12 protein-coding genes are annotated in these 13,110 nt (G+C 43.5%); 9 read left to right on the top strand and 3 right to left on the bottom strand.

What is annotated here, in order from left to right; translation table 11 throughout:
- Positions 1 to 68 precede the first annotated feature (68 nt).
- Positions 69 to 719 carry a nitroreductase family protein gene (locus MH215_RS09270; protein WP_239289797.1) on the bottom strand — a complete coding sequence of 217 codons (651 nt, stop codon included), beginning with the start codon at positions 717 to 719 and terminating at the stop codon, positions 69 to 71.
- A 26-nt stretch (positions 720 to 745) separates the two neighbouring features.
- Complete coding sequence (locus MH215_RS09265; RefSeq protein ID WP_239289796.1) at positions 746 to 1,165, bottom strand: MarR family winged helix-turn-helix transcriptional regulator; 420 nt, start codon at positions 1,163 to 1,165, stop codon at positions 746 to 748.
- 418 nt (positions 1,166 to 1,583) lie between these two features.
- Here MH215_RS09265 and MH215_RS09260 point away from each other — a divergent pair, with 418 nt between their 5' ends.
- The 4 genes from MH215_RS09260 to MH215_RS09245 all read left to right on the top strand — a co-directional run bounded on the left by MH215_RS09260 (position 1,584) and on the right by MH215_RS09245 (position 7,171).
- Entirely contained in the window at positions 1,584 to 3,599 is a 2,016-nt protein-coding gene (locus tag MH215_RS09260; RefSeq protein ID WP_239289795.1) for an AraC family transcriptional regulator, read from the top strand.
- A 51-nt stretch (positions 3,600 to 3,650) separates the two neighbouring features.
- Positions 3,651 to 5,252 (top strand): AraC family transcriptional regulator, encoded by a 1,602-nt coding sequence (locus MH215_RS09255; protein ID WP_239289794.1) that lies wholly within the window; start codon positions 3,651 to 3,653, stop codon positions 5,250 to 5,252.
- Between the two features lie 107 nt (positions 5,253 to 5,359).
- Positions 5,360 to 6,340 (top strand): ABC transporter substrate-binding protein, encoded by a 981-nt coding sequence (locus MH215_RS09250; RefSeq protein ID WP_239289793.1) that lies wholly within the window; start codon positions 5,360 to 5,362, stop codon positions 6,338 to 6,340.
- A complete protein-coding gene (locus MH215_RS09245) occupies positions 6,341 to 7,171 on the top strand; it encodes a (2Fe-2S)-binding protein (RefSeq protein WP_239289792.1) in 831 nt (276 codons plus the stop codon). It abuts the gene before it with no gap.
- On the opposite strand, the gene MH215_RS09240 is transcribed toward MH215_RS09245, so the two are convergent.
- On the bottom strand, positions 7,160 to 7,882 hold the full coding sequence (locus tag MH215_RS09240; protein ID WP_239289790.1) for a hypothetical protein: 723 nt from the start codon (positions 7,880 to 7,882) through the stop codon (positions 7,160 to 7,162). The genes MH215_RS09245 and MH215_RS09240 overlap by 12 nt on opposite strands.
- Positions 7,883 to 8,155: 273 nt before the next feature.
- Between MH215_RS09240 and MH215_RS29200 the strand changes: the two genes are divergently transcribed.
- The 5 genes from MH215_RS29200 (at position 8,156) to MH215_RS09215 (ending at position 12,898) form a co-directional block, all read left to right on the top strand.
- A complete protein-coding gene (locus MH215_RS29200) occupies positions 8,156 to 8,896 on the top strand; it encodes a helix-turn-helix transcriptional regulator (RefSeq protein WP_239289788.1) in 741 nt (246 codons plus the stop codon).
- A 429-nt stretch (positions 8,897 to 9,325) separates the two neighbouring features.
- Entirely contained in the window at positions 9,326 to 10,030 is a 705-nt protein-coding gene (locus tag MH215_RS09230) for a hypothetical protein (RefSeq protein ID WP_239289786.1), read from the top strand.
- 115 nt (positions 10,031 to 10,145) lie between these two features.
- Positions 10,146 to 10,385 carry a DUF896 domain-containing protein gene (locus tag MH215_RS09225; protein ID WP_239289785.1) on the top strand — a complete coding sequence of 80 codons (240 nt, stop codon included), beginning with the start codon at positions 10,146 to 10,148 and terminating at the stop codon, positions 10,383 to 10,385.
- 372 nt (positions 10,386 to 10,757) lie between these two features.
- A complete protein-coding gene (locus MH215_RS09220) occupies positions 10,758 to 12,158 on the top strand; it encodes an NAD(P)-binding domain-containing protein (RefSeq protein ID WP_343224549.1) in 1,401 nt (466 codons plus the stop codon).
- A gap of 257 nt (positions 12,159 to 12,415) precedes the next feature.
- The gene (locus MH215_RS09215; protein ID WP_056695395.1) at positions 12,416 to 12,898 is read left to right on the top strand and encodes a hypothetical protein; all 483 of its coding nucleotides are present in this window, start codon (positions 12,416 to 12,418) and stop codon (positions 12,896 to 12,898) included.
- Positions 12,899 to 13,110: the final 212 nt, after the last annotated feature.

The following is a 13,110-nucleotide window of genomic DNA, read 5'->3' as shown; positions in this document are numbered from 1 at the left end:
TAGTTTACCTCCGTTATTTTGAAATATAAAGTGTAAGAAATAGAATCTGTGGTGACCAAGTGTTAATATTATGCCCAAGTTGTGATTGTATCTACAGGCAGACGATAGGAAGGGTGACCTTCTTTCGCAGATTTACCGATGGAGATCAGCATTACCGGTTGATAACGCTCTTTGTCCATTCCGAATGTTTCAGCGATTTGATCTTTCTCGTAACCACCAATTGGGTTCGTGTCATAACCGTGTGCACGGGCAGCGAGCATCAATTGCATGGAAGCAAGACCAGCATCAATCAGGTTAACGTCACGCAGATCTGCTGCAGGCATATTATCATAATAAGGTTTAACAAATTTAACTTGTTGATCTTTGATATCCTGTGGCATGAAACCATGCTCTACAGCTTTGCTGAAGATTTCTTCTAGGTATTCAACATTGTTCATGTCGATAAATATACCAATGACAGCCGCAGAAGTCAGTACTTGATTTTGGTTGAATTTAGCCAAAGGAGCAAGTTTTTCTTTGCCTTCTTGTGTGTCTACAACCAGAAAACGCCATGGCTGCATATTAACAGAAGAAGGTGCACGTGAAGCTTCTGCCAGAATCTCTGTCATTTCTTCACGACTGATTTTAACTTCAGGATCGTAAAGTTTAACGGAGCGACGGCCGTAAGTAATTTCGTTAAAATCATTTGTTTTTTGGAATTTGCTTTCAATTGTACTCATGGATAGTTCTCTCCTCTATATATAGGTTAAAAGTTGTTTTGCATACGTTCCAAGTAATCAGCGAGTGCCAGTACTTCTTCTTCGCTAAAATCTTGTAGGATCTGGTTAATAAAATTGGTTTTCTCTGTCTTATAGCCTTCAATCTGCTTACGACCATGATCTGTCAGACGAACAAACGTTACCCGGTTATCATCGGGGTTCTTACGTCTGGTCACCATCTGATCTGCCTCAAGTTGTTTTAAGTGGCGTGTGATAGCAGCACTATCGATATTGATCATTTTCTGAAGCATGGACTGGTTGATCTCATCAACCTGATCCAACTCATGCAAAATTTCAAAACGAGAGGAACTGATACCTGTACAACGTTCGAACTTGGGACTAATTTTGTTGCCTAGTACATTCAGCAGATTGATGATCTGTTCTTCCTTGGAAACCATACGTGTCATGACTAGACCTCCCGGGTGAATCTGAATCATGAACAACGGCGTATGTTAACAAATAATTAAAATTGCCAGTATACAATGCCATTGCCTAATGATTACTACATCGGCTGCTGTCGATCATTGATGGATCAATATTTGAGGCATCAATAATTGACGGCTCAACTAATATATCATGCCTTTTATGAATTTGCAACAGGTCTCAAAAAGATGGAAATTGTAATTTACGCAGTAGAAACATCAATGTGGATGTAGTTTATCCGTTTGAAGGCAAACATATTGGCTGAATTCATTGAGAATTATTATCATTTAAACTATAATAAAAGAAACTCTACATATATGAATAAAATACATTAGACTGGTTTCCTTATCGTTAAGGATTAATGTATAGAGCTGTGTCCGGACAGAGGAGGATAGTACAAAAATGAATTTAAATAATCACATCCTTCTATGGAACCATGTTTTTATTAAAATATTGGATGTTCGCAAAAATGCTCTAGAACCTGGCGAGAAGTTAAGCCATTATCAATTGCCTGCGAGTGCTTACTTATATATGATTGACGGAACTGCACGGGTAAGAATGGATCAACATTGTTATATCATCGATGGTTTCCATGTCGTTCATGGGGGCAAGCTTGCCGATCTAGAGATAGAGACCGATTCCGGTGTTGCTTATTATATGATTTTGTACAAAGCAATTTTGACATTGCCCTGTCGGATGGAGATCCAACAACTGATGGAGCATGAACGTCCATTCCAGAATCAGTTCGGCATGAATCCAGCCAATCCGCTGGATATGTATCAATGTATAGAAGCACTTTACTGGGAGTGGGAACAGCCTACCAAGCTGGCTAAACTGCATGCCAAAGTGTTGTTCCAGCAGTGGGTCTACTCTCTATTGGAGGATTTACACAACCAGTCTATACAGCCTTTCAAGCCAGATTTGGTTACAAGAGCTGTGGAATACATGAACACACATATGCAAGAACCCCTTGGATTGGACAAGATGGGGGAGGAATTGGACTGTAGTGTAGGGCACTTGTCTAGACTGTTTAAACAAAAGTTAAATGTCAGCCCAATTCAATATCTGGCACAGAGACGTGTTGAGAGAGCTGCATATCTAATGACGCATACCGATGCGACGTTGCAACAGATTGCAGAGCAGGTTGGTTATCCAGATGCCCATTCACTGAGCCGGAGCTTCAAGAAGATCGAAGGACTTTCACCTGTTCAATACAAAAAGAAACAGCGTATGAATGGAGCCAAACAAGAGATCCCATTTCAAAAAAAGCATGATTTGCCCCATTTGATGCAAGAAAATGCCCTTCAACCTCTATATTCTCACCTATATAATGATATTGATTATCAATATCAGAAGAATATTGGAGGGGAATTATTTATGCAAGGAAAATTTAAGATGACGGCATTGTCGATGCTGCTATGTTTCACACTACTGCTCGCAGCTTGTTCGAGTCCTGCACCGTCGGCAAGCAATGCACAAACAGAAACGGCTACGCCTACAGCACAATCCAGTAATCAGACAACGACAGACGGAAAATCAGCTACATCCTTAGAGACGCGGACAGTGTCTACGTTGCGGGGCGATGTTGTGATTCCAGCTAATCCACAGCGTGTAGCCTCAGATCAATATATGGGATATCTGCTGAAGCTCGGAATTATACCTGTCGGTGTGAGAACATTTATGCTGAACGAATCGTGGATTGAGAAGTCTGGCATCTCTGAAGATATTATTGCAGGCATTGAAGACTTGGGCGGGGAATTCCCGATGAATCTGGAAAAGTTAGTGTCACTTGAGCCGGATCTTATTATTGGTTCTATTGACAAAAATATTGAGGATTACGAGAAAATTGCAACGACCGTCTTTTTACCTTATTGGGAAGGGGAGACAACTTCAGGGCCGCTGGAGAAGTTGCGCCGAATCGCTAGTGTGTTTGGAAAAGAGAAGGAAGCGGAGCAGTGGATCACAACGTATCAAGCAGAAGTGGAAGAAGCGAAGAAGCAAATCGACGGAATCATTAAAGAAGGTGAGACCGTATCCATCGTACAGGTGGGTAATAAAGCGCTGTATGTTATGGCGGCAGAAGGTGGGAATTACGGTAGCTCTACCATCTATGATATGTTGAAGCTTCCTCCTACTCAGCAAGCGTTAGACATGAAGGAAGGATTCGAAAATATTTCTCTAGAAGTACTGCCTGAGTACATGGGAGATCATGTCTTCATATATGGTTCACAGGATGAAGGGGCTAACGAAGTGTTGAATAGTGAGGTATGGAAACACCTGCCTGCTGTGCAGAAAGGCCAGGTTTATGCGTATGGTTCCTTCGGAGACAAAGGGGACGAATTCGTGATGGAAGATCCATTCTCACTGGAATTACAGCTAGATACGATTAAGAATTTGTTACTGAACGCCAAGAAGTAGATTGGTATTCAAGGATTAGTAGGTTTGATCCGAACAGGAAAGGAAGTCAGCATGAAAGAAATAGATTGGATAAAACGACTGGAGCAGCTGTTTTTCTCTGCTGTGCATGTCCGTCAATACTCCAGCAAGCCGGGAGAAATTCAGCGAAGAACCTGGAATAAGTTTGCCCTATGTAGAGTTATCGCTGGAAGGGGAACTCTTACGATCAATGAGGTTGTACATACAGTGTCGCAAGAGGAGTGGTTCCTGCTGAAGCCTGGCATGCGTGTGGAGCTACAGACGTATACGGAGGCACCTGTCCGATATCAGATCATTTTATTTTCGTGTGTGGCACTTACGCGCAGTCAGAATAATTGGCATACGTCGACGTTCGATTTTCCTGTTATAGGCAAGCTTCACATGTCTTCAAATACACGAGATATTCATGAGCTTATGAATGAACTGGTAAGTGGTAAACGTCCTACAGTGAGTCCAGTAAACTTACGTAGGAAGCATCTTGTGCACCAGTTATTGATACAGCTAATGAATCAGGTCAAGCTAGCAGCCCCACCTGTAGCAGGTATGGACTTGGCTCTTGAATACATGAAAGATCATTATACAAAAGATCTTCGAATCGAGCAGATAGCCCAAAGGGCGGGACTTAGCGTGAATCATTTTACCAGAACGTTCAAACGGCAACTCCATATGACTCCGATGGAATATGTTCAGAAACAACGTATGGCCAAAGCCAAACAATTGCTGTTCTCCTCGGATAAGATTAAAGCTATTGCAGAGCAGGTTGGTTATAGAGACGAGCATTATTTCAGCAGGGTGTTCAAGAAGAACGAAGGCGTTGCTCCAACCCTGTACATGAAAAAGAAAGTGAATCGTATCGCCACCACGTATTACGGGTTGGATGATTATGTCATTACGCTTGGTCTGACGCCGGTATCCGCTCTATCCTATGATCAGAGAGTGGCACATCCGGTTGCTCTTCCTGCACTGCAAGCACACCGCCAACACGGGATTATGTTGAACAGCTTCGATGAGAGTTACGACAAGCTGCGAAGGTTGCAACCAGATTTAATCATTACGAGTGACCGACTAGAGCCTAATGAAGCACTGCATCACATTGCCCCTACGACTATGCTGGAGCACAGTAATCATTTTGATGAAAGGCTTCTGTACATGGCTGACATTATGGGACGAACTGAACAGGCTGAGCGGTGGATTGAAGAGCATGCAGAACTAAGTAAGCTGCTTCGAGGGCGCATTCAATCGAGATGGGGAAAGCAGCGTGTGATGTTTCTTCGGGTGACCGCGACGTTTCACCGAATGTATGGACGCAATAGCCAGACAGGGGCTTTACTGTACGATGATTTAGGGTTTCATTTGCCATATCAATTTCCGGAGAAGCAATGGGCTGTTGAAATGCAATTCAATGCTATACGCTTATATGAGGCAGATCATATTTTTGTCATGGTCGATCCGACAGCTGAGGCTAGGGCTCAACTGCGTCAGTTGCAGAGTTCGGCAGAATGGCTGGCATTGAAGGCGGTTCATGATGGTCATGTATACAATGCAGAGGATATTTTCTTCAAAACGCTAGGGCCTACAGGTCGCATATGGGCTATGAAATATGTAGCAGAGCAGCTCGGCATTACTGCACGGTGATATTGTCCAAGCGAAGAGAGTGAAATAATCCATGGTAAGCAAGAACTCTTTTCCCTACTATAGTGATAATGATTATTATTATTAAATAGTAGAGGGGTTTTACTAGAATGTTTAGACAGAGAGCATCATGGATCGTACTGATAACCCTGCTTGTGTTTGTACTAGCGGCATGCGGGAAAACGTCGGAAGTAGCGGAGACTGCACCTCAGGATCAGAACACATCGGCAGAACAGAGTGGTACCCAGTCGATCGAACATCTTAAAGGAACAGCAGTTATACCACAGAAAATTGATCGTATGGTTGTCTTGTCTGCTGCTTATATTGATCACATGTTGACGATAGGTGAGAAGCCAGCGGGTGTAAATGTAGAAGTGCGTTATGGAGGAGATTACCCTCCTTATCTTGCAGATCAATTGGCTGGAGTTCCGACCGTAGGTTCTGCAGACAGCCCTAACTTAGAAGCTATTCTTCAGATTGATCCAGATGTTATCGTCATTGAGAGCCGAACGGCTGAGAATGCGTATGAGCAGTTGGAGAAAATTGCGCCGACCATCGTTATTGGCACCGAATGGCTCGATTATGCGGACGATACCACCTATTGGACACAGGACTTGTTAACTATTGCAGGGATGTATGACAAGGTCGATCTGGCCAAAACAAAAATCGCTGAAGTGGAACAACAAGCCAACCAGCTTAAAGCAAAAATTGAACAATTGGATGAGAAGAAACTAGCTTATCTACGTGTAAGAGAAAAAACATTACAGATCTATGCGGCAAAAGGACATCCAACCAATACGCTTTTGTATCATGATCTTGGATTTGAACCTACTGGGGTGACACCAGCCGAACAACGTGAGGATCTGTCTATGGAGAAGATTGCAGATATCGATGCTGATTTTGTAGTTCTGGAGGTTGACCCAAACGCTGAGGATTATCTAAATGGCATTAACGAAAGCTCTCTTTGGAAGAGTGTCCCTGCGGTCGTTGCAGATCAGGTCTATACAACGGATTCTTTCTGGTTGTTCAAGGGCTGGGGAGCTATTGGACGTAGCGAGATTATCAACGAAATTGAAGATATGATTCAATAGATGGGACGTTATCCAGGTTTAGATCCAGATTCAGATCCGAAACACTCCGAGCTAGTTGAGACATTACAGCATTTTTTTGTGACGACGATTAGAAGTTCATGGGAGACTTCAGAGTATTCCTTTACGGTGAAGGATCTGCTTAATGGGAAACAACGGAGATCGTTCCTGCGTGAACAGGCTTTGCAGCAGGGGCTTGAACTTGAGGGTACGGGAAGTGTTGCTGTAGGGACACTTTTTGCCAAGCGCTATTCGGTATGGGTTATGGCTATCATCTCTGCGTTCAGTCTCTATGACACCTTACTCAGCATTGAAGACAACGTTGTAAGTCTGAAACTGACTGGAACAGGTAGCATGCGTTATGAGAGCCAGTTGGAGCAGGTCACCGTTGCTTATGCAGATATTACTAAGCGAAGATCCCAGCTCAGCATGCTTAAAGGAAGACTGCAGCTACATCTGGAAACGATCTTTAAGGGTGTAGCTGCTGATACAGGAGCGAGTGAGAAGGTCATGTGGGCACTTATTGCACACAATGTGCAACAGCTGTATGCACAAATGATCTATGATGAAGGCATATGGAAAACGGCTGAACGATTAACACGAATACAAGAGGATCGCAGCGTATGGCTTGCTCCACAAGGTGACACCGAATCTCCGTTTGCGAGTAAGCTAAAATGTTTCGAGCATCCCAAGTGGCAAGGACAGCCGCTTTTGATACGCCGATATTGTTGTTTGGCCTATCAGGTTGGAAGCGGCAGTCATGCTCATGGGTATTGCAACAGTTGTCCGAAGCTAGACTCGGAATCCCGATTGCGTAATCTTCTACAAAAGTGAGCTGATACATTTGTATCGCATCGTGCGAATCTGTTTCAGTTGCTCCATGTTCTCTTCAAAAGTCATACCTGAGGCTTTAGCCAGCCCAAGTCCAAAATCCTTCTTATACTTAAAAGGGGCTTCTGGATATAGCGCTATAATATGAAGCTGGTTCCACCCAGGGTAGTCTGGATGTTGAGTCCACACCTGTTCAGTCTCCAGTGCGTAGAAGCTATGACACCATCTGCGTTCATTCAAAATAAAATGCATGGCTGGCCCATTTCGTCGCATCATGATATCGCGGAACTGATCCAAATAATTGTGCTCGACATCAACATATTCCACAACCTGCAGCGGCTTCAGCCAGCGTCTGCGGGTTTGTTCATTTTGAATGGGGAAATGGCTACGTGGCGTACTGGAGAGCAGTTCCTGACGAACAACGACAGCTTCAGGAAACGGTTGTATACGATCTAGTTCGTTCTGAAGCGCATCGGCTTGATCGCGATGATGAAGTTGCAGAACATGTAAAATGTTCCACACGGGAAAATCACCGTGTTTTTCCGTCGTTAACTTGTGGATGAATACCTTGTAATCTGTAATCATCGTATTATTTCGATGGCGCTGATAAACGGGAATAACGTGGGTCTCAAGGTATGTGCGATATTGTTTAAGCTTCTGCTTAGGGATGTGGAAGGTGAGTGCAATGTAATAAATATGATCTAGGGATTCCATGTTAGCTGCTCCTTGTCGAGGTTAGATATGATTATAAGTTAAAGGATCTTGTTGATGTATATGTTACATGGTCTGCTGATGCACTTGTTAGCTCAATCGGGAGCTTGAATAGCTGAAAAAGGAGGATGCACATGACGACATTTGATGTTCCAGAACATATAGGGAGTGGGCTGTTTCAATCGTTAAGGCTGGGATCACACACCACATGGGCATGGTCAGATCTTACACCACGCCGAAATATTCGTAGATGAACAAGGTGCACATGCAGGGATCGTGCTTGCTTTTAACCTTATGGGTGAGCAGAGATGGCGTAATCGAGATACGGGGCGTGAACATCTTCTGCCGGAGAATTATTTTGGTATATATGATGGTGGTACATATGCGGCGACCAATACATATGAAGAAAATGAGCGTAGTATGCAAATGGGGTTCCAGATCGCTCCGGGATTCTGTTCTGTACTGTTCGAGAAGATTCGAGAGACTGGAGCAATTAGCAGCTTCAATCATGTGCCTAGAATAGCCGGAATGGACATCCCGCCTCTAGCCCGACGTGTTATACAGGACATGCTGAGATGTACATATTCTGAGGACCTTCGTGAACATTATTTGCAAGCCAAGTTGACGGAATTAATTGTTGTGCTTACCGGAGAGCTTACAGATCGACCACAGCGGCAATTGCGAGAGATGAAGTTAAGTGATTCCGACCGGGCCGGGTTGAAGGAGGTAAAGCGAATATTAAATGCTTGTTATGCAGATTCACCTACGATTCCGGAGTTGGTTCGACCCGCAATGATGAACGAAAATAAGCTAAAACGAGCATTCAAGCAGCAATACGGGAAGTCCATTCATGCATACGTCATTGAGAAACGAATGGAGAAGGCACGTGAGCTGTTGGAAAGTGGCGAAGTCAGTGTATCAGAGGCGGCTCACCAGGTAGGGTACGTGAACACAAGTTACTTTATCAGTAGGTTCAGGCAGATGTACGGTATTAATCCGGGTGTATTGAAGCGATGAAGGTTTTATTAGTTTTGCAGAACGAAAGAAAACTGTTATTGACTGCATTAAACTCTTTTGGTTAAGGCAAATTGTTTAATGATTAACTTTAATATGAATGACGCACAGAGCGAGTCCCATGCATAGAGTGTACTATTGCCAAATTCGGAGATTGGACGAGGGACACAAGAAGGGGGGGGGCGATCTTGTGAGCGATTCATATAAAAAGAAATGCAAAGTTATTTCAACCCGTCGAGGAAAAAGAAAAGTAAGGAGATCAACAGTACGCTCCTTGCAAAGGAAAAAAGAGAAGTCATCTCAAAGTAACAGTCGTAAGCGTAGAAAAAGCAAAGCCACAGAATTCTCCTCCTTCGAGGACCACGAGGTTATCCCGGTAATAGAGGCAGCACTGGAGCAGCTGGTGCTACCGGAAAAACGGGAGCTACAGGCTTGGTAGGTACGACCGGTGTTACCGGCTCAACTGGAAGTACAGGCACACCGGGAGTCACTGGTATTACTGGAGTAACCGGCGCTACCGGAGCAACAGGCACGACTGGTGCTATAGGTGTTACAGGAATCACTGGTGTGACTGGCATTACAGGCACGACGGGAACAACGGGCGCGACAGGAACTACAGGTATAACCGGTGCCACGGGGGCGACGGGGCCAAATTTTGCCACACAAGGGTTCTCCGCATTCCTTGCTACCCTTTCTACAGCAACAAGTACACAGTTAACCAACTGGACGACGACTAGTCCTTATTACGGCAATGCGAACTTCAATGCAACGACAGGCAATTATACAGTTCCGGTGACGGGAAGATATTCCATTGAAGCTACAATTAATTATGCAACGACCGCGGCAATAGCCTTATCGTTAGGTGCTGGGGTAAATCCTGCCTTTCTTGTTCAGAGAACATCACCCACGGTAACAACACTGGTTAGTGGATTGCTACCGATTCTGAATGTGGCGATTACGCTACTAACGCTACGAGCAGTGCTAGGAAGCAGTTCGGTTACGTTGGCAGTAGAAGTGGAATTGAACGCAGGAGATGTGATTGGACTATTCTATGCTGCCAATGGGTTGACGCTTACGTTGAATCTAGGTAGTGGTGCGACCAATGGGATTGTATGGTCAGTACACCGAATGACCTGAATACTGCCACAGCGTCATGAGCCTATAGACAAAATCGTAAAGATGTATTAACTTAGTTTGAAGATATTCGAAATATCTGTTTGAACATTGCAGTAACAAAAGTGAGGTGAATGTCATGATTCCTATTTTGGGACGCATCAACGAATTAAGTAGAAAACAACGCAGCAGTATCGGACTGACGCAAGCAGAAGAATTAGAGCAGCAAGAGTTGAGAAAGCAGTATTTGCAGGCAATTCGAGGTCAAGTACTTACAACCATGTTAGGCGTGTCCGTTGTGGATCCACTGGGCAATGACGTGACACCTGAGAAATTAATTATTGAAAAAGTGCAGCGCCGTAAACAGGCGGAGCAATAGATTCATTATAAAGACAGATCAAGGTAAATTCTTGATTTGTCTTTTTTGTTTCTATACCTTCACGTTTAAACAGGAAAAGTACATAAATCACCAAGCACCTCAATAAGTGGAGTTTCGTGTAATTTAACAAGTATGCTTGTTGTTTTTAGAATGGATGACAAGAAATCTTCCATCAACTTCAAATGAAGCTTCACAACTCATATAATAACGCTAATCTATTTCCATAAGGACATGAGAAGTGACGAAATTATCAACAAAACGAACAATGAATGAACAATAAACTGACAATGAAAAAGTGAACTGACAGAAAACTAACAATAAAAAACGATCGGAAAATAGTTCATAAGGGTACCAGGAGAGGGTTGATGAGTTGTGAGCCTTGAAGCATTGAATGAACGTGTTATGCATGATCTTGCTTATTTATCTTATGGTGGTGCGGACTGGACATGTGCAAAACAACATACAGAAGGCCATGTCTACGATGTTGTCATTGTGGGCGGGGGGCAGAGTGGACTAGGAGCTGCGTTTGGACTTCTTCGTGAACGAATCTCCAACATTGTTGTTATTGACGAGAATGTAGCTGGATTCGAAGGGCCTTGGGAGACTTATGCACGAATGGTTACGTTACGAACACCCAAACATCTGACCTCCATTGATCTGGGCATCCCGTCATTAACCTTTCGTTCCTGGTGGGAGGCGCAGACTGGGCGTGAGGGCTGGGAAGAGGTAGACAAAATTCCTCGAGGAGATTGGATGAACTATTTACGCTGGTACCGGGAAGTACTGAAACTGCCGGTGATGAATGAGGCGAAATTGACACTTATTGAGCCTATGGAGCATGGTATATATCGACTTCAGGTGAATAGAGCAGGAACGAAGGATTTCCTTTTTGCACGTAAGGTTGTGCTCGCGACTGGAATACAAGGTGGCGGTGAGTGGCATGTGCCGCCGATGATTGCGGATAAGCTACCTCGGGAGCTGTATGCACATACTTCTGAAACGATTGATTTTGAACGATTAAAGGGGAAAAAGATTGCTGTGCTTGGCGGTGGTGCCTCCGCTTTTGATAATGCGAGTTATGCGCTTGCTGCTGGTGTGGCAGAAGCTCATGTATTTGTACGACGAGAACAGCTTCCGCGCGTGAATCCGATTCGTCAGATGGAACAGTCGGGGATGATTGAACGCTTCCATGCCCTGTCTACGTCAGATAAATATGCAGTTATCTCCCATTTTTTAAAATTTAATCAGCCGCCAACGAATGATACGTTCAATCGAGCAGCGGTCTGGCCAGGATTCAGACTGCATCTGAACTCACCGTGGCAGCAAGTCGAGGCTCAAAATGATAAAGCAATTGTTACAACGGAGCAAGATACCTTTTCGTTTGATTTTCTTGTGATTAGCACAGGCTTACTTAGTGATCCGGCTCTTCGTCCAGAGCTGCGATTAGTGGAAGGACATATTGCACGCTGGGCAGACCGGTATGAGCCACCTGTAGAACATCGGAATGCTTTACTTGATGCCCATCCTTATTTAACTGCAGGCTTTGCGTTGACAAGTCGAGATGAGGAGGGAGCTTCTCAGTTACACGGACTCTTTGTGTTTAATTATTCTGCACTGGCAAGTTGCGGCTTATCCGCGTCGGCTATATCGGGAACCAGAAGTGCCATCCCCAAGTTAGTATCGTCCATAGCGGATCAACTATTTATGGATGATCGAGACACGATATTACAACGTTTTTTTGCTTATAATGAGCAAGAGTTTACAGCCACATAGGCAGAGAATGCTGCGCTGAAATGAGCACCTATTAACACTGTAGGCACATTCGCAGATTGGTTTAGGTCTGTTTGAGACTTAGATTGTTAAATAATTTCCAACAACTCCAGAATACTTTCGGTTGAGTATACGAAACGTGTGCGCAGGCATGAGCATACGTTTTTTTGCTTTTTTTTGTGCGAAAAGATTACACTTCCCGACGATTTGTTGTAAAATGTCGATTGGAACATGTTAGAAGGCAGGTGGTTGTAGTAGATATGGTTGAAGTTGAGATGAGTTATGAACAATTTAGAGCACATATAAAAAAAGCTTCACGGCAGCGTAATGTACCCTTGATTAAGATCGTTGCTTTTCAAGAAAGGTTCATGAAGATTGAAGAGGTTCAATTTTTTGATGTAGAGAAGAACTATATGAGTGTGCAGGCATGTAATACCGTATGGATGAATCTGGGGAATAAGTCGTTTCACAATCTGGTGTCTCAACACTTGAATGATTTCAAGAATATGGAGAACCTTGGGCGTAATTCGTTTGAGAATTTAATCAGAGAATTATATGACACGGCTGTGCCTATACTAATAAACTACGATCCGAATCAATATTACACTTCAGCCCAGTTGGCAGAGATTTTGGCAATAGATGAGGGTAAGCTGATCGAGCAACTAGAGATGGGGCGTTATAAAGGTGCGTTCATCAATGAAGAAGGGCAGTGGCTTAAGCCGAAACCGCAGATGAATGGATAAAGGGAGATCCTGTAGTGCAGCAGAATGTTGCATTTCAGGATTTTTATCGTTTTAATATAGAATCTATAATTAGCATTTGAATGAATTTGAACGTTTCGGGTTAATGTGGTTCAATATTGAAAGGTTATAACGTCGAAAATTGCATGTTTTTGAAGGTTTATAAATTATTTTGAATGAAAATGATTGTTTTTTACTGGATTTATGATACTATA

Source organism: Paenibacillus sp. ACRSA (genome assembly GCF_022346845.1).
Taxonomy (GTDB): Bacteria; Bacillota; Bacilli; order Paenibacillales; family Paenibacillaceae; genus Paenibacillus.
The sequence above is the reverse complement of the archived record's forward strand: the minus strand, read 5'-3'. Positions and strand labels throughout refer to the sequence as shown.